Origin of the sequence: Exiguobacterium sp. SH3S3, from assembly GCF_004337115.1 — a bacterium.
Classification (GTDB): domain Bacteria; phylum Bacillota; class Bacilli; order Exiguobacteriales; family Exiguobacteriaceae; genus Exiguobacterium; species Exiguobacterium aurantiacum_A.
In genome coordinates this window covers 118,321-145,307 of the sequence record NZ_SJUU01000002.1, presented here as the reverse complement: position 1 = coordinate 145,307, position 26,987 = coordinate 118,321, and the positions used below count along the sequence as shown (strand labels likewise).

31 protein-coding genes are annotated in these 26,987 nt (G+C 51.0%); 22 read left to right on the top strand and 9 right to left on the bottom strand.

Going from position 1 to position 26,987, the window contains the following annotated elements; translation table 11 throughout:
• Nucleotides 1-4 precede the first annotated feature (4 nt).
• The gene (locus tag EVJ28_RS02480) at nucleotides 5-514 is read left to right on the top strand and encodes a pyrophosphohydrolase domain-containing protein (protein ID WP_131441468.1); all 510 of its coding nucleotides are present in this window, start codon (nucleotides 5-7) and stop codon (nucleotides 512-514) included.
• Between the two features lie 316 nt (nucleotides 515-830).
• On the opposite strand, the gene EVJ28_RS02475 is transcribed toward EVJ28_RS02480, so the two are convergent.
• Nucleotides 831-2,108 (bottom strand): BaiN/RdsA family NAD(P)/FAD-dependent oxidoreductase, encoded by a 1,278-nt coding sequence (locus tag EVJ28_RS02475; protein ID WP_131487925.1) that lies wholly within the window; start codon nucleotides 2,106-2,108, stop codon nucleotides 831-833.
• A gap of 140 nt (nucleotides 2,109-2,248) precedes the next feature.
• On the opposite strand from EVJ28_RS02475, the gene EVJ28_RS02470 reads away from it, so the two are divergent.
• Together EVJ28_RS02470 and EVJ28_RS02465 are read left to right on the top strand one after the other, a co-directional pair.
• A complete protein-coding gene (locus tag EVJ28_RS02470; protein ID WP_131456002.1) occupies nucleotides 2,249-3,955 on the top strand; it encodes a putative polysaccharide biosynthesis protein in 1,707 nt (568 codons plus the stop codon).
• Nucleotides 3,945-4,655, top strand: coding sequence for a pseudouridine synthase (locus EVJ28_RS02465; RefSeq protein WP_070329415.1), 711 nt, complete (start codon nucleotides 3,945-3,947; stop codon nucleotides 4,653-4,655). Before EVJ28_RS02470 ends, EVJ28_RS02465 begins: the two co-directional genes overlap by 11 nt.
• 100 nt (nucleotides 4,656-4,755) lie before the next feature.
• Here EVJ28_RS02465 and EVJ28_RS02460 read toward each other — a convergent pair whose 3' ends face one another.
• Nucleotides 4,756-4,977 carry a DeoR family transcriptional regulator gene (locus EVJ28_RS02460; protein WP_083274163.1) on the bottom strand — a complete coding sequence of 74 codons (222 nt, stop codon included), beginning with the start codon at nucleotides 4,975-4,977 and terminating at the stop codon, nucleotides 4,756-4,758.
• 306 nt (nucleotides 4,978-5,283) lie between these two features.
• On the opposite strand from EVJ28_RS02460, the gene pepV reads away from it, so the two are divergent.
• From pepV to EVJ28_RS02430, 6 genes are read left to right on the top strand one after another with little or no spacing between them, the layout of a single operon-like run.
• Nucleotides 5,284-6,669: a dipeptidase PepV gene (gene pepV, locus EVJ28_RS02455; protein WP_131487923.1), complete on the top strand. Its 1,386-nt coding sequence runs from the start codon at nucleotides 5,284-5,286 to the stop codon at nucleotides 6,667-6,669.
• A gap of 59 nt (nucleotides 6,670-6,728) precedes the next feature.
• The gene (locus EVJ28_RS02450) at nucleotides 6,729-7,880 is read left to right on the top strand and encodes an MFS transporter (RefSeq protein ID WP_236634014.1); all 1,152 of its coding nucleotides are present in this window, start codon (nucleotides 6,729-6,731) and stop codon (nucleotides 7,878-7,880) included.
• A 6-nt stretch (nucleotides 7,881-7,886) separates the two neighbouring features.
• Nucleotides 7,887-8,462, top strand: coding sequence for an RNA 2',3'-cyclic phosphodiesterase (thpR, locus tag EVJ28_RS02445; RefSeq protein ID WP_131487921.1), 576 nt, complete (start codon nucleotides 7,887-7,889; stop codon nucleotides 8,460-8,462).
• Nucleotides 8,432-9,271, top strand: a complete 840-nt coding sequence (locus tag EVJ28_RS02440; protein WP_131456008.1) for an NERD domain-containing protein — start codon at nucleotides 8,432-8,434, stop codon at nucleotides 9,269-9,271. Before thpR ends, EVJ28_RS02440 begins: the two co-directional genes overlap by 31 nt.
• 17 nt (nucleotides 9,272-9,288) lie before the next feature.
• Complete coding sequence (pulA, locus tag EVJ28_RS02435; RefSeq protein ID WP_201738324.1) at nucleotides 9,289-11,454, top strand: type I pullulanase; 2,166 nt, start codon at nucleotides 9,289-9,291, stop codon at nucleotides 11,452-11,454.
• A gap of 50 nt (nucleotides 11,455-11,504) precedes the next feature.
• Nucleotides 11,505-12,299 (top strand): phosphotransferase family protein, encoded by a 795-nt coding sequence (locus EVJ28_RS02430; RefSeq protein WP_070329440.1) that lies wholly within the window; start codon nucleotides 11,505-11,507, stop codon nucleotides 12,297-12,299.
• A gap of 45 nt (nucleotides 12,300-12,344) precedes the next feature.
• Here the strand turns inward: EVJ28_RS02430 and cydS are convergent, their stop codons facing one another.
• Nucleotides 12,345-12,455, bottom strand: coding sequence for a cytochrome bd oxidase small subunit CydS family protein (cydS, locus tag EVJ28_RS14400; protein WP_438802343.1), 111 nt, complete (start codon nucleotides 12,453-12,455; stop codon nucleotides 12,345-12,347).
• Nucleotides 12,456-12,591: 136 nt separating this feature from the next.
• On the opposite strand from cydS, the gene trmB reads away from it, so the two are divergent.
• From trmB to EVJ28_RS14075, 3 genes are all read left to right on the top strand, one after another.
• The gene (gene trmB / locus EVJ28_RS02425; protein ID WP_131456011.1) at nucleotides 12,592-13,239 is read left to right on the top strand and encodes a tRNA (guanosine(46)-N7)-methyltransferase TrmB; all 648 of its coding nucleotides are present in this window, start codon (nucleotides 12,592-12,594) and stop codon (nucleotides 13,237-13,239) included.
• A 105-nt stretch (nucleotides 13,240-13,344) separates the two neighbouring features.
• Nucleotides 13,345-13,854 carry a hypothetical protein gene (locus tag EVJ28_RS02420; protein WP_236633357.1) on the top strand — a complete coding sequence of 170 codons (510 nt, stop codon included), beginning with the start codon at nucleotides 13,345-13,347 and terminating at the stop codon, nucleotides 13,852-13,854.
• A 126-nt stretch (nucleotides 13,855-13,980) separates the two neighbouring features.
• A complete protein-coding gene (locus EVJ28_RS14075) occupies nucleotides 13,981-14,301 on the top strand; it encodes a hypothetical protein (protein ID WP_161566944.1) in 321 nt (106 codons plus the stop codon).
• Between the two features lie 143 nt (nucleotides 14,302-14,444).
• Here EVJ28_RS14075 and dhaM read toward each other — a convergent pair whose 3' ends face one another.
• From dhaM to EVJ28_RS02395, 4 genes are all read right to left on the bottom strand, one after another.
• Complete coding sequence (gene dhaM / locus EVJ28_RS02410; protein ID WP_330849175.1) at nucleotides 14,445-14,789, bottom strand: dihydroxyacetone kinase phosphoryl donor subunit DhaM; 345 nt, start codon at nucleotides 14,787-14,789, stop codon at nucleotides 14,445-14,447.
• A 16-nt stretch (nucleotides 14,790-14,805) separates the two neighbouring features.
• On the bottom strand, nucleotides 14,806-15,396 hold the full coding sequence (gene dhaL / locus EVJ28_RS02405) for a dihydroxyacetone kinase subunit DhaL (protein WP_131456017.1): 591 nt from the start codon (nucleotides 15,394-15,396) through the stop codon (nucleotides 14,806-14,808).
• Between the two features lie 19 nt (nucleotides 15,397-15,415).
• Nucleotides 15,416-16,393 (bottom strand): dihydroxyacetone kinase subunit DhaK, encoded by a 978-nt coding sequence (gene dhaK / locus EVJ28_RS02400; RefSeq protein ID WP_131456018.1) that lies wholly within the window; start codon nucleotides 16,391-16,393, stop codon nucleotides 15,416-15,418.
• Nucleotides 16,394-16,497: 104 nt separating this feature from the next.
• Nucleotides 16,498-16,800 (bottom strand): PepSY domain-containing protein, encoded by a 303-nt coding sequence (locus EVJ28_RS02395; RefSeq protein ID WP_131456020.1) that lies wholly within the window; start codon nucleotides 16,798-16,800, stop codon nucleotides 16,498-16,500.
• Between the two features lie 136 nt (nucleotides 16,801-16,936).
• Here EVJ28_RS02395 and EVJ28_RS02390 point away from each other — a divergent pair, with 136 nt between their 5' ends.
• Both EVJ28_RS02390 and EVJ28_RS02385 read left to right on the top strand, forming a co-directional pair.
• On the top strand, nucleotides 16,937-18,010 hold the full coding sequence (locus EVJ28_RS02390; protein ID WP_131456022.1) for a M42 family metallopeptidase: 1,074 nt from the start codon (nucleotides 16,937-16,939) through the stop codon (nucleotides 18,008-18,010).
• Between the two features lie 128 nt (nucleotides 18,011-18,138).
• Entirely contained in the window at nucleotides 18,139-19,155 is a 1,017-nt protein-coding gene (locus EVJ28_RS02385; RefSeq protein WP_131456024.1) for a PTS sugar transporter subunit IIC, read from the top strand.
• 66 nt (nucleotides 19,156-19,221) lie between these two features.
• On the opposite strand, the gene EVJ28_RS02380 is transcribed toward EVJ28_RS02385, so the two are convergent.
• Nucleotides 19,222-19,554 (bottom strand): MLKL N-termimal domain-containing protein, encoded by a 333-nt coding sequence (locus EVJ28_RS02380; RefSeq protein ID WP_016508496.1) that lies wholly within the window; start codon nucleotides 19,552-19,554, stop codon nucleotides 19,222-19,224.
• A 114-nt stretch (nucleotides 19,555-19,668) separates the two neighbouring features.
• On the opposite strand from EVJ28_RS02380, the gene EVJ28_RS02375 reads away from it, so the two are divergent.
• The 6 genes from EVJ28_RS02375 to EVJ28_RS02350 all read left to right on the top strand — a co-directional run bounded on the left by EVJ28_RS02375 (nucleotide 19,669) and on the right by EVJ28_RS02350 (nucleotide 24,337).
• On the top strand, nucleotides 19,669-19,980 hold the full coding sequence (locus EVJ28_RS02375) for a thioredoxin family protein (protein WP_131456026.1): 312 nt from the start codon (nucleotides 19,669-19,671) through the stop codon (nucleotides 19,978-19,980).
• 5 nt (nucleotides 19,981-19,985) lie between these two features.
• Nucleotides 19,986-20,780, top strand: coding sequence for a DUF1444 family protein (locus EVJ28_RS02370; RefSeq protein ID WP_131456028.1), 795 nt, complete (start codon nucleotides 19,986-19,988; stop codon nucleotides 20,778-20,780).
• Nucleotides 20,781-20,828: 48 nt separating this feature from the next.
• Nucleotides 20,829-21,449 (top strand): YtpR family tRNA-binding protein, encoded by a 621-nt coding sequence (gene ytpR, locus EVJ28_RS02365; RefSeq protein WP_131456030.1) that lies wholly within the window; start codon nucleotides 20,829-20,831, stop codon nucleotides 21,447-21,449.
• 54 nt (nucleotides 21,450-21,503) lie between these two features.
• Entirely contained in the window at nucleotides 21,504-22,388 is an 885-nt protein-coding gene (locus EVJ28_RS02360) for a hypothetical protein (protein WP_131456032.1), read from the top strand.
• Between the two features lie 86 nt (nucleotides 22,389-22,474).
• Nucleotides 22,475-23,782: a UDP-N-acetylmuramate--L-alanine ligase gene (murC, locus tag EVJ28_RS02355; RefSeq protein WP_131456034.1), complete on the top strand. Its 1,308-nt coding sequence runs from the start codon at nucleotides 22,475-22,477 to the stop codon at nucleotides 23,780-23,782.
• Between the two features lie 102 nt (nucleotides 23,783-23,884).
• Nucleotides 23,885-24,337: a Dps family protein gene (locus EVJ28_RS02350; protein WP_070329433.1), complete on the top strand. Its 453-nt coding sequence runs from the start codon at nucleotides 23,885-23,887 to the stop codon at nucleotides 24,335-24,337.
• Nucleotides 24,338-24,377: 40 nt separating this feature from the next.
• Here the strand turns inward: EVJ28_RS02350 and EVJ28_RS02345 are convergent, their stop codons facing one another.
• Nucleotides 24,378-25,490, bottom strand: coding sequence for an aminopeptidase (locus EVJ28_RS02345; RefSeq protein WP_071397843.1), 1,113 nt, complete (start codon nucleotides 25,488-25,490; stop codon nucleotides 24,378-24,380).
• A 172-nt stretch (nucleotides 25,491-25,662) separates the two neighbouring features.
• Between EVJ28_RS02345 and EVJ28_RS02340 the strand changes: the two genes are divergently transcribed.
• Nucleotides 25,663-26,181 (top strand): DUF948 domain-containing protein, encoded by a 519-nt coding sequence (locus EVJ28_RS02340; RefSeq protein ID WP_070329435.1) that lies wholly within the window; start codon nucleotides 25,663-25,665, stop codon nucleotides 26,179-26,181.
• Between the two features lie 21 nt (nucleotides 26,182-26,202).
• On the top strand, nucleotides 26,203-26,886 hold the full coding sequence (locus EVJ28_RS02335) for a YtxH domain-containing protein (RefSeq protein ID WP_131456036.1): 684 nt from the start codon (nucleotides 26,203-26,205) through the stop codon (nucleotides 26,884-26,886).
• Nucleotides 26,887-26,987: the final 101 nt, after the last annotated feature.

Here is a 26,987-nt window from a genome sequence, read left to right as displayed (position 1 = left end):
TCAAATGAGTAAACGTTATTTTTATGAAGAAGTACGTCAGTTTCACGAAACGTTCGGTCACCCGGAAGCAAGCGTGCCGAGCCCGCTCGAACTTGACCGGGCCGTGAAACGGTCGGTCTGGACGGCAGAAGAAGCGGTCGTCGAATTTTTGCACCAGTCAGCCCGGACGGAAGACGAGTTTTTGCAAGCCGTCGCGACGTTCCAACAAGGGTTTGAGAAAGCCGTGCACAAATCGCTCCAAGAAGCGCCGCCGACGAACGACGTCGACCGGCTCGTCGGTCAAGGGGACGCGCTCACGGACGCACTCTATTTCGTGATGGGGAGTTTCGTCGAGCTCGGGCTCGACCCGGTGCCGCTGTTTGAAATCGTCCAGCGTGCCAACATGGCGAAACTCGGCCCGGACGGATTGCCGATCCTGCGCGCGTCAGACAATAAAGTCATGAAGCCTGAAGGGTGGATGCCACCTGAGCCGGAACTCGAGGCTGAGGTCCGTCGCCAAATGGCAGAAAAATAAGAGAGCGTGGTCACTAGGACCACGCTCTCAGTTTGTTGATGAACCAAATCGTAAAAAGCGATCTGGTTCATCTTTTTTTATGTTCGAGGGCCTTGAGGCGCTCTGCCTAACATAAAATTGAAGTCGAGTCCGCAGTAGCCCGATGTCGACCGTTTACGTTGCTCGTCAGACGGCGCCGGCGCCCCGACTCCTGCAGGAAAGCAATCCGACGGAGACCCAGCAGCGACGTTAGTCGCGATGCGGCTCCGGGATTGCCTGCGGAAAGCGTGGGCGCCGATAGGACGAGCGATATCACTCCTGTTAGTCCACGCTCTCTTTACGTTGTAGGCTCGAGTGTGGAGAATTCCGCCGCATGTGACCCGGCGCAGTGGCCGGTCGTGAAAGCGGCCGTAATGTTATAGCCGCCCGTGTATCCATGAATATCGAGCACCTCGCCGGCGAAGAACAAACCGTCTGCTTTCTTTGACATCATCGTCTGCGGGGCGATCTCTTTGACCGAGACGCCACCGCCCGTGACGAATGCCTTATCGAAGTCGAGCGTACCGGTCGCGTGCAGTTCGAACGTCTTGAGACGCGTCGCGAAATCGATGACCGATTGTCGTTTCAACTGGCTCGCGTCTTCTTCGCCGAAAGCGAGTTCAGCCAAGAGGAGGTCGAGCATCCGCTCCGGGATGAACCCTTTCCAGACGTTTTTGACGGCACGTTTCGGCTGGGCTTGGACTTGGTTCCACAACTCTTGAACGAGCTCATCGCGCGCCATGTCCGGGAACGAGTCAAATGATAGGGTGACGATTCGTTCTTTGCTGCGCTTGCGTTCTTTGATCGTATATTGACTGCATCTAAGTGCGATCGGACCCGAGATACCGAAGTGGGTGAAGATCATGTCGCCGCGGTGCGTCTTGATCGGCTTGCCTTTTTTACCGTGCACGGTGAGGGCGACATCACGAAGCGACAGCCCTTGCAACTGTTTCGTCCCGATGAACGAATCGTTCAAGAGGATCGGTACCTCGGTCGGGAATAGTTCTGTGATCGTGTGCCCCGCTTTCTCGGCCCACGGGTAACCGTCGCCTGTCGAGCCGGTGTGGGGGACAGATTGACCGCCGACGGCGATGACGCAAGCCTTGGCCTCGATTCGTTCCCCGTCTTCTAGCTCGACCGCTTCGAACTCATTTGCTTCATTAAAATGGAGCGTCTTCACTTTCGCGTTCTTCCGACTCTCGACCCCGAGCGAATCGATGGCGCGGAGGAGCGTGTTGACGACGTCCTGAGCTTTATCCGTCACCGGGAACATTCGGCCGTTGTCTTCTTCTTTCAACGGGATGCCAAAGCCCGTGAACAAATCGATGATGGACTGGTTATCGAACTGGGCAAGGGCGCTATATAAAAAGCGGCCGTTCCCAGGAATGAACTGAATCAACTCGTCGACCGGTTTCCGGTTCGTGACGTTACAACGCCCGCCGCCTGAAATAGCGAGCTTGCGTCCGAGCTTAGAGCCCTTATCGATCAAGAGCGTGTTCGCTCCGGCTTTCGCGGCGGCGTAGGTCGCCATCAGGCCGCTTGGGCCTCCTCCGATGACGATGACATCTTTCATCATAGTATCCCTCGTTTCTGTTTCAAATCGACACGTAAAATTATCGTAACTTTATTATCCGCAACAGTAAGAGTATAATGAGAAACGGTCGTTTTGTAAAACTAGGACATTTCAAACGTTGTATGAATAGATGGAGGTATCTCATGTCATCAAGCGTCAAACAAGATTCAGGACGAGAATCCTTCGTCAAAGGAACGCTGCTCTTATCAGCCGGGAACTTGATTTCCCGAGCGCTCGGACTGCTGTACACGTTCCCGTTCCAAGCGATGGTCGGGATTGCCGGTGTTACGTTATACCAAGCGGCATATACGTATTATGCGCTCATGATCGCCATCTCGACGGCAGGGATCCCGGTTGCCGTCTCAAAATTCATCGCCAAGTATAATGCGCTCGGCGAGTATGGGACGAGTCAACGGCTGTTCCGGCAAGGGATGAAGCTGATGCTCGTGACCGGTGTCGTCGCCTTTTTCTTACTCTTCTTTGCCGCTCCGTGGTTGTCGGAGCTCATGGTCCGCAATTCGGAAAACAATCAACAGTACATCGACTCGCTCACGCTCGTCACTCGAAGCGTCAGTTTTGCGCTCTTGCTCATCCCGGCGATGAGTATGGTCCGTGGTTATTTCCAGGGACATCAAGACATGGCCCCGACAGCCATCTCACAAGTCATCGAACAGATCGTACGCATCATGTTCTTGCTCAGCGGAACGATGCTCGTCTTGTTCGTCTTCTCAGACTCGGAGTTCGTCCGTCCGCTCGCTGACACGCTCGGCGGGACGGCGGCGGTCGAGACGACGGAACTGAACGGATTGAAAGTGCTCGCCGTGACGATCGCGACGTTCAGCGCGTTCATCGGTGCGATCGGAAGCATCGTCGTCCTCGCGATGTACTGGCGCAGACGAAAAGACATTCATCGACAGACCGACAACCCTGAAGGGACGCCGGTCCGCTCGATGAAATCGCTCTTGCTCGAATTGCTCAGCTATTCGATTCCGATCGTCATGGTCGGCTTGTCGACACCGCTCTACCAGTTCGTCGATCAGTTGACGATGGTCAACACGCTGCTCAACGCCGGGAAATCGGTAGCTGAGGCGACGTCGGCGTTCGGTTTTTTGACCGGTAACGCCCACAAGATCGTTTTGATCCCGGTATCGATCGCGGCCAGTGTGTCGATGGCGACGATTCCGCTCGTCACCCGGTCGTTCACACACGGGGACATGGATAAAGTGCGCAATCAAGTCAATCATATTTTCCAAGTGTCGTTCTTCGTGACGATTCCAGCCGTCATCGGACTCGTCGCGCTCTCAGAGCCGTTGTTTGGGACGCTCTTCCCGGGAGACCGGGAAGGGTGGGTCTACTTGCTCCATTACGCACCGAGTGCATTCTTCCTCGCCTATTACTCGGTCGCTGCGGCAATTTTGCAAGGGATCAATAAACAATACTTCACGATTTTCGCGACAGCGATGGGGTTACTAGCGAAAGTCGTCTTGAACGTCCCGTTCGTGTACGCGCTCGGTGGCATCGGCGCCGGGTATGCGACGATTGCCGGATACATCGTGGCGATCATCCTCATGGTGTGGAAGATTCAACGGGCACTTCAGTTCCCATATAAACAACTGTTACGTCGCACGATCCTCATGTTTGCGATGGGCGCGGCGATGTTCGTTGCGGTGTATGGGTCGTTGTTCGTCACACTAAATGACGAACCGAGTTGGAGCAATGACATCGTCGCGACCGTCGTCGGCTTCGGGATCGGGCTCGTCGTGTATGGCTATCTCGGATGGAGAAGCCACTTGGCCGGGAAACTGTTAGGAAAACGATTCCAATATCGGAGGAAAAATAATGCGAATTGATAAGTTGTTAGCCAATATGGGCTATGGTTCACGTAAAGACGTGAAACTGTTATTAAAACAGGGAGCGGTTCGAATCGATGACCAACCTGTGAAAGATGCGAAACGTCACGTCGACACGGACAGTGAGACGGTCACCGTGCTCGGTGAGCCGGTCGAGTACCGTCCGTTCGTCTACTTGATGATGAATAAGCCGGCTGGTGTCATCAGTGCGACCGAGGACAAAGTTGAGTCGACGGTCATCGAATTGATTGACCCGGCTTACGCCCATTACGAGCTGTTTCCTGTCGGGCGTCTCGACAAAGACACGACGGGCCTACTGCTCATCACGAACGATGGCGCGTTCAACCACGCCCTCATGTCACCGCGTAAACACGTCGACAAGGTGTATATCGCCGAAGTCGACGGTGAGATGACGGTCGAGGACATCCGCACTTTCGCGGAAGGAGTCGCTCTCGAGGACGGGTACACGACGAAACCGGCGCGTCTTGAAGTGCTCAGTCAGACGGGCCAAACATCTGTCGTCCGCCTGACGTTGTCGGAAGGGAAGTATCATCAAGTCAAGCGGATGATCGCAGCGGTCGGCAAGCACGTCGAACGGCTCGAACGAGTCCAAATTGGACCGCTCGAACTCGATGAATCGTTACAGCCTGGTGAATACCGTGAACTGACCGAAGCAGAAGTCGAACAGTTTTTGTCATGAATCAGGAGTGAACAGTGAGACCGGATGTCGGAAAGGCATCCGGTCTCACTTTTTATGCAAAAAAAAGAGGATCCGTGAACGGAACCCCTCGTAATTATATTCAATTTGCCGTCTTCAGTGAACGTTTCGATGATGTCCACGTGCCGCGGCTCGGACTTTCTACAAGATTGTTGTATTCAAGTACGTTCAAATCACGCTGGACGGTGCGTGATGTGATGCCGAACTCTTCTACTAGTTCTGAAGTGGTAACGCAATCCCTTTCGTTGATAAATAAATAAATCGACTTAATACGGGTTAGCATGCGATCTGTTGAACCTTTCATTGGATGACCCCCCAATGCGTAGAATGATGAAAGACGAAACCTACGGACGACAAATGAAATATGAAATTGTTATTTTCTAAAATTACATCTTAAGTATAACGCTCCTATACAGAAAAGCAAGGGGAAAGCACGAACGATTTCAATGTAAAGAACATGTTATGAACGTAAATATCGAATGAATGAACTGTAAATAATCGATTATAGAACCGAAAGACGAACAAAAAAATATTTTCGAAATAAATGTTCGTCTTTCTGACATTTGGATATACTAATAAGGGAGAGAACATTCGCAAAGGGGAGATTGACATGAACTGGAGACAAGAAGTCGACTTACGAAAAGAAGCGTTTTTAAACGATCTTAAAGGATTACTTACAATCCCGAGCGTGTTAGACGAATCGAAAACAGGACCGAACGAGCCGTTCGGCTCAGAAGTCCGTCAAGCGCTCGACTATATGCTCGAGCTAGGTCAACGTGACGGCTTTATCACAAAGGATGTCGCCGGATATGCAGGACATTTAGAATACGGCGAAGGTGAAGAACTCGTCGGCATCTTGTGCCATCTCGATGTCGTACCGGCCGGGGACGGGTGGACATATGGGGCGTTCAATCCGACGATCACCGACGGCAAAATTTTTGCACGCGGCAGCAATGACGATAAAGGGCCGACGATGGCTGCCTATTACGGATTGCGGATCGTCAAAGAACTCGGCTTGCCGCTATCGAAACGGGTCCGGCTCATTGCGGGCTGTGACGAAGAGAGCGAGTGGCGTTGCGTCCGTGAGTACTTCAAACAAGAAGAGATGCCGACGTATGGGTTTGCGCCTGACGCCGATTTCCCGATCATCAACGCCGAGAAAGGTCTATACGATGGCGTGCTCAAGCAACTTCCAATCCAGCGCGTCACGGGAACAAAACATCACCTCGTCTCGTTCATCAGCGGGGAACGCCCGAACATGGTGCCAGACGTTGCGACAGCGGTGTTGAAAACGAATGAAGTGCTCGAAGAGCAATTCGAGGCGTATCTCGAGAAGTATGAAGCGGACGGGACGTGTGTTTTTGAAGAAGGGATGTACACGTTCACAATAAAAGGCGTCGCGGCCCATGCGATGGAACCAGACAACGGGGTGAACGCGGCCTACGTGCTCGCAGGCTTCCTGCTCACGCTCGCGCTCGATATTCAAGGTGAGCGCTACATCGAGTTCGTCCGTCACGTCTTTGCGGACTCACGCGGCATCTCGCTCGGTATTGAAGCGAGTGATGAGACCGGGGATTTGACGATCAACGGTGGCGTTTTCCGCTACAACGACACGGAGCGGATGGCGACGGTTAACATCCGTTATCCGTATACGGCGAAGTTCACGGAACGTCTACAAAACTTGAAAGAAATCGCGTTGTCATTCGGTTTCGAATTGACGACAAGACACCATATGCCACCACACCATGTTTCGGAAGACCATCCGCTCGTGACAACACTAGCAGGCGTCTATGAGCGCCAGACTGGTGAATCAGCGCACTTGATGGCAATCGGAGGCGGTACGTATGCCCGCTCGCTCGAGGCCGGCGTCGCGTTCGGTGCGTTGTTCCCGGGAGCGAAAGATGTCGCCCATCAGGTCGACGAGTATATGGAAGTTGAAGATTTATTACGTGCTGCCGCAATCTATGCGGAAGCGATTTACGAGCTCGCTAAATAATAACCTTTGAGAGCTGACTGCATCGGTCGGCTCTCTGTCTGTTAGGAAGGAAGTTGATCGTGAACCAGCAAAAAAAATCGTTTCAATCGATTTATGTCGCCATCTTTTTCGCACAAGGCGCCCTCATCCCATACATGGCCTTGTTCTTCTCACAAGCACGTTTTGATTTGTCACCGAGTGAGGTCGGGACGATCGTCGCCATCTTGCCTATTTTATCGATCGGTGTACAACCACTCTGGGGCATGCTTGCCGACCGCACGGGCCGAACCCGCGCCTGGTTAATGTTAGCAATGATTGCGGCTGCGGCGATCTCGATCACATTTTTATTTGCGACGTCGTACGTCTGGATCATTCTGTTAATGGTAGCCTGGTCGATATTTCAATGTGCCCACATTCCGCTCGTCGATATGATGACGCTCGATTACACGTCCCGTGCTAAAATCGATTACGGAGCCATCCGTTTGTTCGGCTCGGCCGGGTTTGCCATCGCGGTCTTCATGATCGGCCGGATTGCGGATACGTCATGGGGGTTATCGAGTACGTTTCTGCTTAGTGCGATCGTACTCGTCGTCGGAACCGTCGCCTTGAAGCAAATTACGGATACGGGTGTAACCCATACGGCGACAGTCGCCCCGTTCGCTTGGTCAGCCATTTGGAATGCACCGTTCGTGGCGTTTTTAGTCGGCGGCATGCTCGTCTTCGGTCCGATTTATGCAAACAACTACTACTTTGGCATTTATGTGACGAGCATCGGCGGCTCGACGACGCTCGTCGGGACGTTGTTTTTAGTGGCGGTGCTCTGTGAGATCCCGTTTATGAAAGTGGCGCATCAAGTTGTCGCACGTCTCGGCACCGTCAACGTACTCGCGGGGGCAGCTATGATTTCAGCGCTTCGGAACGGTTGGCTCGCACTCGAACCGTCGTTGTGGGTCGTTTGGTTGCTTGCCATCGTTCAAGGACTCGTCGTCGGGTTGCTCATCCCGGTTGCACTTCAGTTTGTCCGAAGTCTCGTCAGCTTAAACGTCACCTCGACAGCGATTGGCGTCTATATGGCTGTCACATCGGGCTTGGCGACGGCCGCGTTCAATCAGTTGAGCGGGATAATCATTGAAGTAGACAGCATTATCGGTGTATTTTGGATGTACACAGCAGTCAGTGTCATCGGCGCGATTTTATTCCTGGGACTGAGACGGTTCCGCGAGAAAGGATGACGAGCGATGTCGACACATTATTTTATAGCGCTCCCGATTGAAGCGCGACAGTTTGAACAAATCCAACGGGACATCTTGCCGTTCTATTCCTATCGCCGCGTTTATCGGCCAGAGGAATTTCATTTGACGCTTCAATTTTTAGGGGCGTTAGACGATGACCAAGTAGAGGCAGTCAAAGAGATCACTCGAGACGTGGCGCACGAAACGGCGCCGTTCACGTTACATTTTCAGCAGATTGATCATTTTGGGAGACCCGATCGTCCGCGCGTGCTGACAATCACCCCGAATCCGTCTGTAGCGCTTTCGACATTCGTCAGTGCACTTCGGCGAAAATTGACAGAAGAGATTTCAGCCATCGATCGGAAACCGTTCGCAGCACACGTCACCCTTGCAAAGAAGTGGGATACCGGCGAGCGGATTCCTTATATCGCACCTGCGTTTGACGTGGAAGAAGCAATCACAGAAGTAGTGCTCTATCGAATTAATCCGACACAGACTCCTGCCTATGAAGCAGTTGAAGTATTTCCGCTAGCGCATTCAGAGGAGGACACATGGCGATCCCGATTAAAATTTTTGACGTAATTTCTAAATATGAACGGAACATGCTCGATCAATTCAATCGTTTTCAAGAGTATATCGAATCCGATACGGCGCGAATGCGCAGGCTCCACGACTTGAATCGGCTAACTCCGCCGGAAATCATGGAGTTTGAAAACCCGTGGTGGAAATTTTGGCGTCGTACAGAGCGCATCGAGCTCGAAGCGAACCCGTTGACGGAAAAGCAATTTCAAACGCTGCTCACAAACCGGCGCCGCATCCAAAAGCTTCAATTTGCGTGCGAAGGGGCAACAGAAGCGGATGTGCCACTATTAGCTTTTTTGCGGGACTATAGTTATCGGCATATGCTCACAGAATGGAACGAGCATCACTTTTTCATGTATCGTCCTGTCGTCGAGTGGAACGGGGCCATGGTTGAACTAAGCCATATCATCGTTGGACCGTCGCATATTTATCTCGTTGAATGGCTTGAAGGAGACCGCAGCATCTATCACGTATCGAAACAGAAGACTTGGATTCATCAACCGCTCAAAGGGGAAAATAAACGTGTAGTCAATCCGCTCATCGCATTGACACGCACCGAAGAGATGGTAAGACAGTTTCTTCCGTCCTATGATGGGGTCATCCAAAAAGTGGCGTTGGCTCCGAACGGCTATTTCGATCATGTGCCAGAGACACGCGCGACCCAGTTTGTTTCAAGGTCTGATTACGACCAATGGATGAAACAAGTCAATGCGAGGGCACCCATCGTGAAAGCCCAACAAATTCGAGATGTGGCGAAACTTCTAGATACGACAGCTCAGATGCCGTTTCGACAATTTTTGGATCAGTAGGAGAGGATGGAACGAGTATGTATCACACACCTGACCAACAGGCGACAACGCATGTGACGATCGAGCGGGCAACGCTCCTCTCATTTGAGACGATTCGACTCGAAGTCATCGCCGAATATGAGTCTATTCCAGTACAAATCGAACAAAACGGGCGCCCTGTCACTTACGTGGTGCTCGAAGAACGATCAACTGAGACCGGGACGATTGAACGGGATATTCGTCTCGCACGCCCGGTAACGCTGGAATCGGTTTATACCGTATTTCATCCTGGACATAAAACGATCGTGGTCGTCCCGAGAGAAATTGTCCAGACGAATGAGTTTGAACGCAGATACGCCTACGATGGACCGCTCGGACTCCTCTTTGGCATAAATGTGATTGACGTATTCGTCTGGTCGCCTGTCGCTTTCTCGATTTGGGTGACGGTGCATGATGAAGATACGCATCGGGAAATCGAGCGATTTCGGATGATGCGCGGTACCCGCGGCGTCTGGCATGCCGAGGTGCCGAAAGGTTACGAAGGGTTGCTGTATCGTCTTCACGTCAAAACACCGGTCGAAACGAACGATATCGTCGACCCTTACGCGAAAGCCGTCAGCCTGAATGGCGAATTTGGCGTATTGGTCGATGTCGAAGCCGAGATTACGAAACACGTTGAACCGGTGTTACGGCCGCCGCTCCGAAAAGCGACTGACGCCGTCATCTATGAACTTCATATCCGCGACTTCACCAGCCACCCAGCTTCGACGAGCCGTCTAAACGGATTGTATGGCAGCATCGTCGAAACCGGGATTCGGACGACCGGTAACAAGAGTGCCGGTCTCGATTACTTGAAAGAGTTAGGCGTCACACATTTGCAATTGCTCCCGGTCCATGACTTCGGCAGTGTCGACGAGTTGACACGCATGCCTTATAACTGGGGGTACGACCCGATTCATTGGTTCGCTTTAGAAGGGAGCTACGCTTCAAATCCAAGCACCCCGACAACAAGAGTGCTCGAATATGCCCGAATGGTGAATGAGTTACACAAAACCGGGATGCGCGTCGTCGTCGATGTCGTCATGAACCATGTGTTTATTCGTGAACAGTCATCGCTCGAAGCGCTCGTGCCGTATTATTATTTCCGGTATGAGCACGACGGAACGGTCGCAAACGGTACTGGTGTCGGGAATGATACAGCGTCTGAACGGTATATGATGCGTCGCATGATTGTCGATTGCATCACTTATTTTGCGACGACGTATCAAGTTGACGGTTTTCGATTCGATTTGATGGGGATCCATGATGTGGAAACGATGAACCAAGTTCGAATGTCGCTTGATAAAGTCGACCGATCGATCTTGATTTATGGAGAAGGTTGGGATTTGGCGACACCACTCGGTCCATCCTTGAAGGCGTCTTCCCACAATGCGGCCCATATGCCACGGATTGGTCATTTTAACGACATGATGCGAGATGCGCTGAAAGGTTCATCGTTCAACGAGCGCGAGCGCGGCTTCGTATCCGGGAACGAATGGCGGGAGTGGGAACTTCGTGAATGCATCACCGGTGCCGTTCAGATTCCGAACGTCACCGTCGGTCGGTTCCCGAGTCCGCAATATACGATCAATTATGTGGAAGCGCACGATAACTATACGACGTTTGATAAACTGCTACTCGCTTGTGAGGATACGGATGAGACGACGAGGTTACGGATGCAACGGCTGGCCACGGCGATCGTCATCACGTCACAAGGCGTTCCGTTCCTTCACGCCGGACAAGAGTTCGGTCGGACGAAACAAGGCGTAGAGAACAGCTACAACGCCCCTGACCGGATCAATCATTTTGATTGGGACCTTCGTGACAGTCGGGCGACAGAAGTGGAGTATGTGAAAACGCTACTCAAGTTACGCCGGCGCCACACGTGTTTCCGATATGATACCCGCCAAAAAGTGGTCGAGCAGTTCAAGTTTCTCCCGTCGCCACCTGGCGTGATCGCTTACGAATTGACAGCGAGCCATTCTTACGACGCTTGGCAGCGAGTACGTGTGTATTTGAACGGGACGTTCGAGCAAGTGACGTTCCAAGCCGAAGGCGACTGGAACGTATATGTGCAAGGGGATAAGGCGAGTTTGACGCCGATTGTTCGAAACCCGAGTCAGATTCAAGTCGAGTCGTTGTCAATGACGATTATCGCGTGTTAATATTGTGATTGTATCTTTTTAACTTCCAATGAGATTTGAGCGTGATGAACATGTATTCAGATATAATCGGTGCCCTCGGTGAAGAGTGGACAGTGGCTTCCGCAGGCGGGATTACGGGTGAAGCGTACGTAGCGACGACGCACCAACAAAAAATCTTTGTTAAACGGAATTCGTCTCCATTTTTAGCGATTCTATCCGCCGAAGGCATCGTCCCGAAACTATTATGGACAAAGCGGATGTTCAACGGAGACGTTCTCAGTGCCCAACAGTTCATCGAAGGTCGCGAGTTATCGCCAGCCGACATGGAACGGTCCGAAGTGGCGGCACAACTCGGAAAGATCCATCATTCGAAAGAGCTATTATTCATGTTACAGCAGTTAAACCATACACCGGTCACTTCAGAACTGTTGTACCGGCAATGTGCCGCCTATGAGCAGGATGAGGCAGATGAGACGATCGATGAGGCGGTCCGTTGGTTATCAGACCATCGGCTGCCCGATGACGAGCGCGAACTGGTCGTTTGTCACTCTGACCTCAATCACAATAATTGGATTGAGGATGAGTCGGGACTTCTTTATTTGACCGATTGGGACGACGCCATTATCGCGGATCGCGCGTTTGATTTGGCGATGGTCGTCTATAGCTATGTCGATGAAGTCGATTGGGAAGAGTGGTTCAGTCATTACGGGATCACGCTGACCGCCGATCTGCATTACCGGATGCACTGGTACGCGATTGCCCAGACGGTGTTGACCATCTATGGTGAACAGAGCGCCATGGCAAGAGCTGAAGGTTTGACCGTGCTTCGTGAGCTTCTCGACGAAGCGGATGAACGGACGCAATGAAAAAAGGGATGGCTCACGAATGTGAGTCATCCCTTTCGATATACATCAGACATCTTCAGGTTTCATAAAGTACGCCCAGACGAACGTAGCGATGACGGCGCCGAAAAACGTGAGCGGGGCCGCATAAAAGATTAAGAATTGATCTAACGTGCTCATTGATTTAACCTCCTTGTGAGGGATGATTCATGTTCATTAAACAATGATTTCGTGTATAATCGCAAGGGGACTGCTCGCGTGAAGCGGCTCAGTCAGCAGAAACTTGAACATTTCATGAACGAAAGGTAGGATTTCAATGCGCTTACGCCATAAACCTTGGGCTAAAGATTACATGCAGGCCCAAGAACATGTATTTATCACGAATCCCGAACAGTTGAAAGGAGGTTGGAAAACCGAATTCGGTAACGACAATCCACTCTTTATCGAGGTCGGTTCTGGGAAAGGGCAATTCGTTCTTGGGATGGCCCAACAGTTCCCGGACGCCAACTTCATCGCCATCGAGCTATTCGAGAGCGTTGCCGTCTCGATCGTCCAAAAACTCGTCGAAACGCCGATGCCAAACGTACGCGTCTTGACCGTCGATGCGAAGCAACTCGTCGATTACTTCGAAGCAGGGGAAGTCGACCGCGTTTACTTGAACTTCTCGGACCCTTGGCCAAAGACGAGACATGCGAAGCGCCGCTTGACGTATAAGACGTTTTTGGCCACATACGAAGCGATTCTGCCTCGTGGGGGCGAAATCCACTTTAAGACGGACAACCGGGGGCTGTTCGAATATTCGCTCGAGAGCATGAGCCAATACGGCATGTACTTCACGGATATTTCACTCGATTTGCACGTGAATGAACCGGGTGACAACGTTCGTACCGAGTACGAAGAGCGCTTCAGCGCCATGGGTCAGCCGATCTACCGGATGGAAGCAGCGTTCCGACCGAAAACTTGACACGCTTTTTTCTTATTTTGATAGCATTTTCTTCACACTTTTTTCTTTCTTCTTGGTACAATAGGAATGACGCTAAATTGGAATTAGAGAAGGGGGAATATGGGGATGTTGAAAAAAGCATGGGCAAGCCTGCTTGCAGTAATCTTCATTCTAACAATCGCACCACTCAATACCTCGGCAAACGAGGCGTTCTTAGACGCACTCGAAGAGGATTTGAAAGCGACGCATTACGACTATAAAGAAGGAACGGCTAAGATCGTCAAAGAAGAGACGCTCACGCACTCGAACGGCAACGAAGTCATCGCAGCGGTCGTCGAACTCGATACGGTACGTGACGGCATCTTCATCACACGTAAGACGGAGTTCCATTATTACGATGCGACGGACAACAAGATTCTGACGACGGCTGACCTTGTCGAAGTCGAAGGCGCGACCGAGTTTTCGGACGCGAACATCGACATGCTCGGTCAACAGATCATCTACTGGTTGCCGGTCCTGATCATGTTGCTCTTAATCGCGGTTCCGGCGCTCATTCTTTTCTTCGTCGTACCACGCTTCTACTCGACAACAGATTACATGAATCCGATTTATGAGAAAAACGATAATCCACGTTAAAAAAGAGCCGAGAGGCTCTTCAGCTTGTTGACTAACATCAATAGAATCGCTCGTCCTTCCGGCGCCCACGCTTTCCGCAGGCAATCCCGGAGCCGCATCGCGACTCGCGTCGCTGCTGGGTCTCCGTTGGATTGCTTTCCTGCAGGAGTCGGGGCGCCGTCGGACGAGCAACGCAAACGGTCGCCATCTGGCGGCCGTTTGTCTTTTTCTGAGGCCTCGATGGCCGAAGAAAAAAGCCCTGGATATGTTCTTAGAACCGATGAAAACGGAAAACGGTATGTATGGACCGCCACCGCCTCCGAACAGGAAGGGAATCATCATGAACCGATCCGCACCGACGCCTTGTTAGACCAGTTGGTCCCGAAAAACCACCTCGTCCGTAAGATTGACCGCCATGTCGACTTCTCCATCGTCCATCGCGCCAACCTTATGGCAGCCACCGCATAAAACATGAAGAAGCTGGCCAGTTCACTGGCCTGGAGAGACCGTATACATACCATTTTTTCAATCTTGTGCCGGGTAGAGCGCCTCAAGGTCATCGAACATAAAAAAAGACGAACCAATTCGCTTTTCGCGAATTGGCTCTTTTTTTACGCCATTTTCAACTGTTCCATAATTTGATCAAGACCCATGCCGTTTCCTGAAGAGACGGCTGCGACGAACGCGCTCTCGACGATCGGGCCGTCATAGAACTTGATTTTCTTATCGCCTTCATACATATCGATAGCAAGCTCAGCGTTCATCGTCGCCGATCCGATATCGGACAGGATGAGTGCCTCTTTGTCGACGGTTTCGATGGCCTCGAGGATACGGGTCACATCGGTTCCAATACTGCCGTCTTCTAGTCCGCTCGCAAGATGAATCGGAACGGCTGGAGCCATCTCTTTCATCAAATCTTGAATCCCTTCACCAATTTTAGCGCTATGCGAAACGATGATGAGCTCTACGATGTTAACCGACCTCCTTCATAATCGCTTTCAAGACGATTGAACTGGACAACGCGCCAGGGTCAATTGTACCGCGAGAGTTCTCTCCGAAGTACGAGGCGCGGCCTTTCGTCGCCACCATCCTTTCCGTCTCATTGACGAGATGATCCAACTTTGAGGTAAAGTTATCTGACTCGCTCAAACCGTCTAAAAATGGCTCCCAGACGTCGACCATCGTCTTTTGCCCGGCGGTGGACTTGCCTCGGGCTTTGATCGCAGCCGTCCCTTCCTCTAGCGCTTCTTTCACGAGCGCGAAGTCGGCCTCGGTCGCGTCACCAAATTTCGGTGCTGCCTTGACGAATGCCGAGCCATAGAGTGGGCCGGCCGCACCGCCGACTTTTGACATGAGCGTCATCCCGACTTTTTTACTCAACTCACCGAGAGAAGCGTACTCATCGTCGAGGATCGCAACGACCGCATCAAAGCCACGTGACATATTGATACCGTGGTCACCGTCCCCGATCGCCCGGTCTAGGTCTGTCAGTGTATCTTTATTCGCTTCAATCTCAGATTGGGCATGTCGGAGCGCTTGTTTGAACCCTTCAATCGTCAACATCGATTAAACACCTCGTTTGTTAGATTTTGAAACCGAGCGCCGCTGATGGCGCGTCAAGATAGCTTGTCAATTCATCGTCGAGCGGTAACAGGGTGATGGAGAAACCATGCATCTCGAGAGATGTCATATAGTTACCAACGTATTTACGTTTTAACGTGTAACCAGCCGCTTCTAATTTTTTGGCAACGAAGTGGTACGTCACGTAAAGCTCAGAGAGCGGTGTCCCCCCCATACCGTTGACCATGACGGCGACTTCTCCAGGCTCGACTTCTTTTGTCAGATGTTCGAGCAGGTCGTCGACAATCGAATCGACGTCGGTCGTCGGTTTCCGTTCGACACCGCGCTCGCCGTGAATCCCGATCCCGATTTCCATCTCTTCCTCGTTCAAGTCAAAGCCAGGTTTACCGCTCACTGGCATGTAGCACGGCTCGACCGCCATTCCCATCGAGCGGACGTGAGCTGCGACTTTTTTAGCGAGCGCTTTCACTTCTTCCAATGACTTCCCGCTCGCTGCTGCGGCTCCGGCAATCTTATGCACGAACACCGTGCCTGCTACGCCACGGCGGTCTTCTTTATTTGAAATCGCGACGTCATCAGCGACGACGACGTGATCGACTTTGATCCCTTCGGCGTCGGCAAGTTCGCCGGCCAGTTCGAAGTTCATGACATCACCGGAATAGTTTTTGACAACGAGCAACACACCGTTGCCGCCGTCCGCCGCTTTGATGCCTTCGAGTACCATGTCTGGGGTCGGGGACGTGAACACTTCACCACAAACAGCGGCGTCGAGCATCCCATCGCCAACGTAACCGGCGTGTGCAGGTTCATGCCCGCTTCCGCCACCTGAGACGAGTCCGACTTTTCCGGATTTGGCGCCGTCCGCTCTGCAGATGACGTTTACCCCTTCGACGCGACCGTACAGTTCAGGATGGGCGTGTACCATCCCTTCGACCATTTGCGACACAAGTTCACTTGCTTCACCAATCAGTTTTTTCACGTGGGATCACTCCTTTTTAAGTTTGAAAACTACCATTTTCAATTTTCCACTCTTTCGAACGGACTAAACAAAAAAGGTCGGCGAATTGTTTCGCCGACCTTGTCTCATACATATTCAAGTAAAGCGCCAGTCTCTGAATCGACCGTGAATTGGTACGTCGTTTCTTCGTCGCTCTCGAGGACCGAAATCCCGCCTTTGTAAACATCATACTCACGACCGTCATAAGTATAGATCTCCGGTGATGCCGAGATCCATGCGCCTTGGACGTGACCTTTCGCTGAAAACGCCCGTTTCGTGTACTCGAGCGCATCTTCAGCCGATAAGCTTCGTTCATCTAACACTTTTTTCGTCATAAGTGCGGCAACGACGGCAACCCCGATTCCAACTAACCAATACCTTTTCTTCATATGACTACCTCCCCTTGAACTATGGCTATCATGTACATCGTACCAAAACCTGTACCCCATTGGAATGAAAAGCATTCGCTTCCATCGAAATATTCTGTATATAATGAGACCAGAACGAGTGAAAGGATGAAATAAAATGGAACAAAAAACGAGAGAATTATTTAAGACGTTGACGGAATTGCCAGGAGCGCCCGGCTTCGAATCAGAAGTTCGTCAATTTGTCCGTGACCGGATCACTCCGCACGTCGATGATGTGATGATGGACGGAATCGGTTCAATCTTCGGGAAACGAGTCGGGGACGAGTCGGGACCACGCATCATGGTCGCCGGTCATATGGATGAAGTCGCGTTCATGGTCACACGGATCACAGAGAACGGCATGCTGTACATACAACCGCTCGGCGGCTGGTGGAGCCAAGTACTGATGGCACAACGGTTCGACATCGTAACATCGAACGGGAAAATCCCGGGTGTTGTCGCCTCGACGCCTCCGCATTTACTTGGGCCTGAGGCGCAGAACAAGCCGATGGAAATCAAGCAGATGTTCATCGATATCGGAGCCGACTCAAAAGAAGAGGCGGAGTCATGGGGCGTCCGGCCAGGACTTCCTGCCGTGCCGACGAGTGAATTCACTCCGCTCCACCATCCGAAAAAAATTATGGCCAAAGCATGGGACAACCGCTACGGCGTCGGTCTCGCCGTCGAGTTGCTCGAAGAGACGACCAAAGCAGATCATCCGAACATTTTGTTCTCGGGTGCGACTGTCCAAGAAGAAGTCGGCCTGCGCGGAGCCCAGACGGCTGCCGAGATGATTCAGCCGGACGTCGCGCTCGTGCTCGATGCGTCGCCAGCCAATGATGCTTCCGGCAATAAGACGGAATTCGGTCAGCTCGGCGAAGGCGCGCTCATCCGGATCCTTGACCGCGTCATGGTCATGTCTCCGGAAATGCGTGACTTCTTGCTCGATACAGCGTCAGATGAAAACATTAAGACACAATACTTCGTGTCACCAGGTGGGACGGACGCAGGTCGTATTCATATGAGTGGGCAAGGTGTGCCGACCGCCGTCATCGGCGTCGCAGCCCGTTACATTCATACGCACGCCTCGATTTTGCACACGGATGACTACGATGCGGCCAAAGCGCTTCTAAAAGCGCTCGTCAAACGGTTAGACCGTTCGACGATGGAAACGCTCCGCGCATCCCGTTAATGAACGACGCCACTTTAACTGAGTGGCGTTTTTTCCTGTTGATATTTACCGGAAAAAGATTATACTGAGAAAAGTGTGAAGACATAAACTTTACGGCTGACAAGACAATAGAAAGAGGGGTGAATCCCATGCTCAAGAAGAAAGGGATCACGCTCAGCCCGTCACTCTACTTCGTGACGGCGCTCAGCTATATGGCACTCGGATTATTCAGTACACTCATTATCGGGTTGATCATGAAGACGATTGGCGGACAACTGCTCGGTACGAGCGTTAGCGGTCTCGGCGATACACTCCAACAAATCGGAGACGTCGCCATCAGTTTGACGGGACCGGCCATCGGGATTGCGATCGCCTATGCGCTCCAGGCTCCGCCGCTCATCTTGTTTTCAGCGCTCGTCGTCGGGACGTTCGGCTATGAGTTCGGGCCGGCGGGTAGTTATGTCGCGACGCTTCTTTCGGTCGAACTGGCCAAGCTCGTCTCGAAGTCAACGAAGCTTGATATTTTAGTGACGCCATTCACGACGATCGCGATTGGTTACTTGAGTGCGACGTATATCGGGAAATATGTCGGTCTGTTCATGACCCAACTCGGCACGTGGATCGAGTGGGGGACTGAACAACAACCGCTCATTATGGGCGTCATCGTCGCGACGCTCATGGGTCTCGCGTTGACGGCCCCGATTTCAAGCGCGGCCATCGCGCTCATGCTCGGGCTTAGCGGAATCGCCGCCGGTGCGGCGACGGTCGGTTGTGCGGCCCAAATGGTCGGGTTCGCGGTCACGAGTTACCGGGACAACGGTATCGGTGGAGCGGTTGCCCAAGGGATCGGCACATCGATGCTTCAAGTCGGGAATATCGTCAAAAATCCATGGATCCTACTGCCCCCGACGGTTGCCGGTGCGGTGCTCGCCCCGATCGCCATCTTGCTGTTTGAATTAGAGAGTGTCGCGGCAGGGGCCGGGATGGGGACGAGCGGGCTCGTCGGTCCGATCGTCATGCTCGAAACGATGGGCTTCAGTTGGCATACGTTGATCGTCGTCTTCGGTTTCTTGATAGTCGGTCCGGCCATACTCAGCTATGCGGTATATCAAGTATTGACCCGGATGAACCGGATTCAGCCGAATGATATGAAAATCGAATATTGAACCGACACACAAAAAATAAGCGTCTCGCCAAGTTGCGAGACGCTTATTCATATGACGCCGAGCAGATCACCAGCCGAAGAAGTTACGGACGGTCTCGACGGTTTCGCGCGGGATTCTAAAGCTGACGAAGAACAGCGTGAGTATCAACGCGTAGATGGGAAGTAAAAAACGTTTCCTGACAATCGGCAAGTAGCGGACGAGGCGTTTCAACCCACGTTCTACGATGTAAATGATGGCGAATCCAACGATGAGCCAAACGAGAATCTGACTTCGTGTCTTATCTGTATCGATGAACAAGTACCCGTAGCGGAGAATGGAGAGCATTCCGACGGCGCCGACGAGCTGTTCGAGTGGGTGTTTCATATCCGGATTTAATTGTTCACGCGTCCATTTTGTCATATCGTCACCTTTTTCAAATAGTCTTCGCCCTTGATTATAGCAAAACACGAGAGCGGATTGTGAGAACGGACTTATGCTATCATTAACGAGGAAAATAGAACAGGAGTGATGAAGATGAAACGACTGACAACGATGACTGAATATACGGAAGCGAAGCAAGGAAAGACTGTGTTTATGTTCTCGGCGACATGGTGTGGCGATTGCCGCTTCCTCGATCCGTTCATGCCCGAACTAGAATCAAAGTTCAACGAGTGGACGTTCTATTACGTCGACCGTGACGACTGGATGGAGCTCGCACAAGAACTCGATATTTTCGGAATTCCGAGTTTTGTCGCCTTCAACAGTGGACAAGAAGTGGACCGCTATGTCGGACGCGAACGTAAAACGCCGGAGCAAGTCGAAGCATTTCTTAGCGAGTTAGGGTGATCTAGATGGAACGGAATGAACTGCGGCGAGCGATCGAACGTCAATTCACTGACGGGTATCGGACGTCTTATGACAGAGAAAATGAAGTGTTACGAATCGAACGGGCAGCTGACCGGTTCGGCGTCAACATTCGATTGGCCCCACTTGTTGCCAAAGCAAAAGTTCGCGGCAATGTTGCGGTTGAAGAAGTCGTCGACTATATAAAGACGGCCCTTACAGCCGACCAAGAGATTGAATTAGTCGGCAACGAAGCCCAAATTTTCCCGGTCATTCGGGCCGGTTCGTTCTCGACAGAAACAAAAACCGGACAAGCGCTCCTCACGACACCGCATACGGCGGAGACGGCCATCTACTATGCCCTCGACCTTGGCCACGGGTATCGTTTGATTGAAGAGCGGCATTTGAATGCGACGATGACGAAAGAGCGAGTCGATCAAGTGGCGCGGGATAACGTGAAAAAGTTACCGACCGACTTAAAAGAAGACGATGTCGCCGGCAACAAATTCTATTTCCTGTCTGCCCGCGACGGATACGAGGCGTCCCGTATCCTCAATGACGAATTTTTACGGGTCATGGATCGACGAATCGAAGGGGACATGTTAGTCGGGGTCCCGCATCAAGATGTGATGATCATTGCCGATATCCGAAACGATCAAGGATACGACGCGATGCAACAGCTCATGTTCGACTTTTTTACGAACGGACGCATCCCGGTGACAGCTCTTGCGTTTCATTATGAGGACGGCGTTCTCGAACCAATTTTTATTGTTGGAAAAAAGAACCCACCAACGGACGCATAATCTGCTAAACTATTTGTGTCTAGTTTGAAAGAAGGGGCGTATTTATGTATGCAAATTAATGCTTTTTATAACCGCGAAGGAATTGGCGATGTTCTCATGGTGTTGTTAAAAGAAGGTGATCGCCATCATCAAGTCGTCGAACGAAAAGACGATGTCGCCATCGTTAAAGCGGCGGACGGATCAGTGAACGGCTACAACGTGTTTAATGCGAGTAATTATTTCAATGTCAGTGACTGGCACGGGCCGGTCGACTTGACGGCAGAATTGATTGAGACGCTCGGTGTCATTTTACGCAAGCAAAATATCGAAGTGGATTTATCGGGCGTTAACTTCACGCCGACGTTCGTTGTCGGTTATGTCGAATCGGCTGAGAAACATCCCGATGCGGATAAATTATCGATTTGCCAAGTCGAAATCGATCAAGGTACGGTTCAAATCGTTTGTGGAGCACCGAACGTTGCGGCCGGGCAAAAGGTCGTCGTCGCGAAACCAGGAGCGGTCATGCCGTCTGGTCTCATTATCCGGCCGTCTAAACTCCGTGGCGAGAGCTCGCACGGGATGATTTGTTCAGCCCGCGAGTTGAACCTTCCTGATGCGCCGCAAGAAAAAGGAATTTTAGTGTTAGATGACGAATATGAAGTAGGGAAAGCATTTGAAATCGGTCGCTAAACTCGACCGATTTTTTGCTAAATGAGGATTGAGCGAAAAAGCGAGGAATCAAGTATGGATGCATATGAACGTTCATTAAAACAGCAAGCAGAGCGAATTCGGCGCGAACTATCCCAAGAAGGGAAGAAGAGTGCGCCTGCACCAAAACCTGAACCAACGGGCGAGTTTATTCCGTCTGACGTCCCATCTCCGATTTATGGATATGCGCGACCGAAACCAAAGATCAACTTACCGACCGAGCATTCGCCCGAGACGAGAGACGATTTGTCTATCAATCAAAGCGAGCCTGATATTGATTCAGAACCATCGACTCCAGTGCCTGCTAACGAGGAAATAGTCGTAGAGGAACCTGTGCAAGTTACAGAATCTTTCGTTCCAGACGAGGTTGTCGTGGAAGTGAACGAGTCGATGGAGTCACCATTCGTGGTAGAGGAAACGGTCTCGGCAGAACATCAGACTGTTACCGAGCCTTCTGAGCCAGAAGAGACGACTATTTCCCCGGAAACATCTGACGTGCTCGATGATGAGTCTTCTGTGTCGGAGGCCGACAACGCATCGGACTCGTCGAGTGATCTGAAACCGTTACTCGGAGACGTATCTATTTTAGAAGACGGTTTTGCCTCTGTGTTCATGGGTTCGACCCATTTGAAAACGTCAAAGATCGTCGTCCGTGAAGAAAAAGAAGAGGCAGCTTCAGCGGACGTTTCAATCGAAGTGACATCGGTCGAAGAAGTAGCTCCTGTCGTCGAGGATGTTGCAAAAACATTACAGACCGATACCGACGAGCCCTTTCACGCTCTTGACGAAGCCGAGTTGACACCTGCTGTCAACGTGTCTTACAAAGCGGATAGCCCCCCATTAAACGTCATGATGACTCCGCAAGACCGGATGGCGATGTATCGCAGCCGACGCCTTGCTCAAAAAAACAATAATCTGTAATAGCACGACTCCATGAGTTTTGCTATAATGACAAAGGTTTGTCGCTTTTTCTGCAAACCGCAATGAATTAGGGGGGCTATTTACAGATGAACCGTTATCACTTCGTCGGAATTAAAGGAACGGGCATGAGTCCTTTAGCTCAAATTTTAAATGATATGAACAATGAAGTCCGAGGTTCGGACGTTGACAAAACATTTTTTACAGAAGAAGCATTGAAACGGAAAGGTATCGAAATTCTTCCGTTTGATCCTGAAAATATTACTGAAGGTCAAATCGTCGTTCAAGGAAATGCGTTCACTGACGATCATCCTGAAATCTTACGCGCGCGTGAGCTCGGTTTGACGATTTATAAATATTACGAGTTCCTCGGTGAACTAGCGGATCATTATACAAGTGTCGCCATCACAGGGTCGCATGGAAAGACGTCTACTACGGGTCTGCTCGCTCATGTCATGCGTGGGATTGAGCCGACATCATTCTTGATCGGAGACGGTACGGGCGAAGGCGTGGAAGACTCGAAAAACTTCGTGTTTGAAGCGTGTGAGTATAAGCGTCACTTCCTTTACTATCGCCCAGACTATGCGATTATGACGAATGTCGATTTTGATCATTCAGATTATTTCTCTGGCTTAGACGATGTCATTGATGCGTTCCAAGAAATGGCGAAACAAGTGGAAAAAGGTATTATCGCTTGTGGTGACGATGAGAATCTTCAACAGATTCAAGCGAACGTGCCGATCGTCTATTACGGGTTTGGTGCCCATAACGATTTCCGTGCCGAAAACGTGAACTCGACGGATAACGGGACGACGTTTGACGTCTATTTGCGTGACGATTTCTATGGGACGTTCCGCATTCCGGGATATGGTAACCACAGCGTCTTGAACGCCCTTGCCGTCATCGCGACGTGCGACTACGAGAACTTATCGAAAGATCTTGTGAAAGAGCGCCTCGAGACGTTCAACGGCGTTAAACGCCGTTTCAGTGAATCGACGCTCGATGGGCAAGTCCTGATCGATGATTACGCGCATCACCCGCGCGAAATCAGTGCGACTGTTGAAGCGGCACGTAAAAAGTACGCCGGACGGGAAGTCGTCGCGATTTTCCAACCGCATACGTACACGCGTCTCAAGTCGTTTATGGATGACTTCGCGTCATCACTCGCCGAAGCAGACGCCGTTTATTTGTGCGATATCTTTGGCTCAGCCCGAGAACAAGAAGGAACGGTCACGATTGAAGACCTTCAGTCGCGGATCGACGGTGCCAACGTTTTGAAACGTACCGATGTCGGCGTTCTCCGTCAACATCGTGATGCGGTCTTGTTGTTCATGGGAGCAGGAGATATTCAGACGTATCAACGCGAGTATGAGAACTTCGTCAAACTCGAAGCGTAAGTTGTGAGCGGATGGCCCGGGCCATTCGCTTTTTTTGTGTTTAAACTCGAATAAAGAAGGAAATAGTATTATCGACTGAACACAAAAAAGGAGATGTTAAGAATGGCAAGCCAAGGCTCATTGAATACGTTGAACAAAGAGGTGGCCAACTACGGCCTACTATTCGTCAAACTTCATAACTACCACTGGTATATTAGCGGACCTCACTTCTTCACATACCATGAAAAATTAGAGGAGCTTTACAACTTGGTCGCTGAGCTGTATGACGATGTCGCCGAGCGTTTACTCATGAATGACGGGGAACCGTATGCGACGATGAAAGAGTATTTAGAGCACTCGACACTACAAGAAGGTGATCGTCACGCCGATACAGAACAGATGATCAAAGACGTGATCACTGATTTCAAACAAATCCGTCAAGAAATGCAAGATGCGATGGAAAACTTTGAGGACGGGGACGAAGCGATCGAAGATACGTTCGTTTCCCACATCGAACGCCTCGAAAAAGAAATTTGGATGATGTCTGCCGCTCTCGGCAGAAAGACGAAACTATAATGAAAAGGTGCGCCAAATTTGGAGGCGCACCTTTTTTCGTTCATTTTAAGTTTTCTGGATTCAACGGTTGTAACGTGTCGACGACGAAACGGCCGTCTTTCCGGATCAAGACGTCGTCAAACCAAATCTCGCCGCCGCCATAGTCAGGGCGTTGGATATTGACGAGGTCCCAATGGATGGAAGAGTTGTTGCCGTTATAGGCATCGTCATACGCTTGTCCCGGGGTGAAGTGGAAACTGCCATCGATTTTCTCGTCGAATAAAATATCTTTCATCGGATGTTGGATGTAAGGGTTCACGCCGATCGCGAATTCACCGACGTAACGAGCTCCTTCGTCCGTATCGAACACTTCATTGATGCGCTCGGTATCGTTCGCCGTCGCTTCGACGATCTTTCCGTCTTTAAATGTCAGCGTCACGTTCTCGAACGTAAAACCGTGGTACGGCGATGGCGTGTTGTACGTGATGACGCCATTGATCGAATCTTTGACCGGCGCGGTGAACACTTCTCCGTCCGGGATGTTCATTTGACCCGAGCACTTGATGGCTGGGATGTCTTTGATCGAGAACGTGAGCTCCGTGCCTGGTCCTTTGATCGTGACACGGTCGGTTTGGTCCATGAGCGTGACGAGTGCGTCCATAGCCCGGTCCATCTTGCCGTAATCGAGTGTGCAGACGTTGAAATAGAAGTCTTCGAACGCCTCCGTCGATTTTCCGGCGAGTTGGGCCATCGACGGTGATGGATAACGCAAGACGACCCATTTCGTCCCTTTGACGCGATCTTCCGTATGCATTTTACCGATTGTGGCGCCGACAAGCTTTTGTTGCTCGGCGGGAACGTCCGACAGCTCGTTAATGTTATCACCCGCACGGAGACCGATATAGGCGTCCATCGCTTGCATTTGCTTGCGTTCGATGTCGGCCATCAATTCGAGTTGTTCCTTGCTTGCTTGCGTGTATAACTTCCGCAAGATACGGCTTTCTTTCAACAAGACGAACGGATGCCCCCCAGCTTCGTACGCTTTTTCGACAAGTGCCTCGACGAGCGACTCCTCGACGCCGAAATTCTCGATGAGAACGCGTTCGCCTGGCTTTAATTCGGTTGAATAATTGATCAACCCGTCTGCCAATTGTGTGATTCTTGGATCTCTCATACAAACACCCCTTAAACTTTTTTTAATTTATTTCTATTTTAGTGTAATCGAAAACATAAAAACGGGTAAAGGAATAATCAGACCGGATGGCGAAAACGGTAGTGACAAATCTTTTCAGTCATAATGGTGCTATAATGAAACCACCACATAATCGAACAGGAGGAATGGACGAATGGAAATCACCTTAGGAGGCATTGCAGGGCTCATCGCAGCACTTGCATTTGTCGTACTTGTATTTTTCTTGGCTCGCGTCTTGTCGAACGTCAATCGCACACTCGGCAGCGTCGCGAATACGACAGAAAATTTAGAACGTCAGTTAGATGGCATTACAATGGAAGTGACGGCGCTCTTACATAAGACGAACCGTCTCGTAGATAACGTAGAAGAGAAGACAGAGTTGCTCGCACCGGTGGCACATGCCCTCGACGAGCTCGGCACATCGCTAAATGAAGTGACCGAGTCGGTACGAACAGTTTCTTCATCGGTTCACGTGGCAGCAGACGAAAATAAAGACCAGATTGCCCAAGCCGTACGTTGGGGCTCGGTCGCGGTAGAGCTATTCAAGAAAAACAAAACAGAAACTTCTTCAGAAGAGCGCCCGTCACGCCGTCGTGGCCGCCGGGAGCGTAAGCAAGACACGCCATCGGTCTCACCAGGATTAATCGCGACAGACGATACAATCAAATCATAACAAGCCCAAGGAGGATATATTATGACATACGTTAAAAAAGACCAAACGAATCAAGATCAGCAATCAAGCGGCGGATTCCTAGCCGGCGTCGTCCTCGGCGGTATCATCGGTGCAGCCGTTGCCTTGCTCACCTCGCCAAAAAGTGGACGCGAAGTACGCACTTATCTCGATGAGAAAACATCGACTTCACGTGAACGTTTGACCGTCAAATCAAAAGAAGTACGTGAAAAAGCTGAGCCGGTCGTCGGAGAATGGATCAAAGTAGCGAGCGACAAGGCTGCTCCGGTCCTCAATCTCGTCAAGGATAAGGCACGCGAGGCTGCTGAACTGAAACAGCAAGTCGACGAAGATGAACTCTCTATCGAAGAAGCGATGGAAAAAGCGGATCAGCTCGTCGCGGAAGCGGAAGCCGAAGTGAAAGAACAGCTCGATCAAGCAGCAGAAGAAACGTCAAGCGAAGCAACAGAACAAGCTGACACAGACGCTAAGCCAGAATCGGCCCAACCAAAAGGCGAATCAAACTCGAAAGCAAACAAGTCGAACACGAATAAGTCGAATGCGAGCAAGCAAGAGCCGAAGAATAGTCGCGACGAGTCGGCGAACTATGAGTCGGATTTCGAAGCGCCTGTCAAAGACTTGCTCGACGATGAATCAAAACAAGAGCTGAAAGAATTGAAGAACGACTTGAAGAACGGCAATAAATAATGCTTCAAGTGTCCGGACAATCCGGACACTTTTTTTGTGGATTTTGTGTCATAGCCCATTTGTCTATGACAAAGCGAATAAAGTTCGCTATAATTAAGTTT

Excerpts from the sequence above, each read along its gene's own strand:
- ytpR (WP_131456030.1), top strand. The coding sequence starts at position 20,829 with ATGCAAATTAATGCTTTTTATAACCGCGAAGGAATTGGCGATGTTCTC.
- EVJ28_RS02370 (WP_131456028.1), top strand. The coding sequence starts at position 19,986 with ATGGAACGGAATGAACTGCGGCGAGCGATCGAACGTCAATTCACTGAC.
- dhaL (WP_131456017.1), bottom strand. The coding sequence starts at position 15,396 with ATGTTGACGATTGAAGGGTTCAAACAAGCGCTCCGACATGCCCAATCT.
- EVJ28_RS02345 (WP_071397843.1), bottom strand. The coding sequence starts at position 25,490 with ATGAGAGATCCAAGAATCACACAATTGGCAGACGGGTTGATCAATTAT.
- EVJ28_RS02460 (WP_083274163.1), bottom strand. The coding sequence starts at position 4,977 with ATGAAAGGTTCAACAGATCGCATGCTAACCCGTATTAAGTCGATTTAT.
- EVJ28_RS02480 (WP_131441468.1), top strand. The coding sequence starts at position 5 with ATGAGTAAACGTTATTTTTATGAAGAAGTACGTCAGTTTCACGAAACG.
- cydS (WP_438802343.1), bottom strand. The coding sequence starts at position 12,455 with ATGAGCACGTTAGATCAATTCTTAATCTTTTATGCGGCCCCGCTCACG.
- pepV (WP_131487923.1), top strand. The coding sequence starts at position 5,284 with ATGAACTGGAGACAAGAAGTCGACTTACGAAAAGAAGCGTTTTTAAAC.
- EVJ28_RS02420 (WP_236633357.1), top strand. The coding sequence starts at position 13,345 with ATGTTGAAAAAAGCATGGGCAAGCCTGCTTGCAGTAATCTTCATTCTA.
- EVJ28_RS02335 (WP_131456036.1), top strand. The coding sequence starts at position 26,203 with ATGACATACGTTAAAAAAGACCAAACGAATCAAGATCAGCAATCAAGC.
- EVJ28_RS02430 (WP_070329440.1), top strand. The coding sequence starts at position 11,505 with ATGTATTCAGATATAATCGGTGCCCTCGGTGAAGAGTGGACAGTGGCT.
- EVJ28_RS02395 (WP_131456020.1), bottom strand. The coding sequence starts at position 16,800 with ATGAAGAAAAGGTATTGGTTAGTTGGAATCGGGGTTGCCGTCGTTGCC.
- EVJ28_RS02350 (WP_070329433.1), top strand. The coding sequence starts at position 23,885 with ATGGCAAGCCAAGGCTCATTGAATACGTTGAACAAAGAGGTGGCCAAC.
- trmB (WP_131456011.1), top strand. The coding sequence starts at position 12,592 with ATGCGCTTACGCCATAAACCTTGGGCTAAAGATTACATGCAGGCCCAA.
- thpR (WP_131487921.1), top strand. The coding sequence starts at position 7,887 with ATGTCGACACATTATTTTATAGCGCTCCCGATTGAAGCGCGACAGTTT.
- EVJ28_RS02465 (WP_070329415.1), top strand. The coding sequence starts at position 3,945 with ATGCGAATTGATAAGTTGTTAGCCAATATGGGCTATGGTTCACGTAAA.
- pulA (WP_201738324.1), top strand. The coding sequence starts at position 9,289 with ATGTATCACACACCTGACCAACAGGCGACAACGCATGTGACGATCGAG.
- EVJ28_RS02475 (WP_131487925.1), bottom strand. The coding sequence starts at position 2,108 with ATGATGAAAGATGTCATCGTCATCGGAGGAGGCCCAAGCGGCCTGATG.
- EVJ28_RS02360 (WP_131456032.1), top strand. The coding sequence starts at position 21,504 with ATGGATGCATATGAACGTTCATTAAAACAGCAAGCAGAGCGAATTCGG.
- EVJ28_RS02390 (WP_131456022.1), top strand. The coding sequence starts at position 16,937 with ATGGAACAAAAAACGAGAGAATTATTTAAGACGTTGACGGAATTGCCA.
- EVJ28_RS02385 (WP_131456024.1), top strand. The coding sequence starts at position 18,139 with ATGCTCAAGAAGAAAGGGATCACGCTCAGCCCGTCACTCTACTTCGTG.
- EVJ28_RS02470 (WP_131456002.1), top strand. The coding sequence starts at position 2,249 with ATGTCATCAAGCGTCAAACAAGATTCAGGACGAGAATCCTTCGTCAAA.
- EVJ28_RS02380 (WP_016508496.1), bottom strand. The coding sequence starts at position 19,554 with ATGACAAAATGGACGCGTGAACAATTAAATCCGGATATGAAACACCCA.
- EVJ28_RS02340 (WP_070329435.1), top strand. The coding sequence starts at position 25,663 with ATGGAAATCACCTTAGGAGGCATTGCAGGGCTCATCGCAGCACTTGCA.
- EVJ28_RS02375 (WP_131456026.1), top strand. The coding sequence starts at position 19,669 with ATGAAACGACTGACAACGATGACTGAATATACGGAAGCGAAGCAAGGA.
- EVJ28_RS02440 (WP_131456008.1), top strand. The coding sequence starts at position 8,432 with ATGGCGATCCCGATTAAAATTTTTGACGTAATTTCTAAATATGAACGG.
- murC (WP_131456034.1), top strand. The coding sequence starts at position 22,475 with ATGAACCGTTATCACTTCGTCGGAATTAAAGGAACGGGCATGAGTCCT.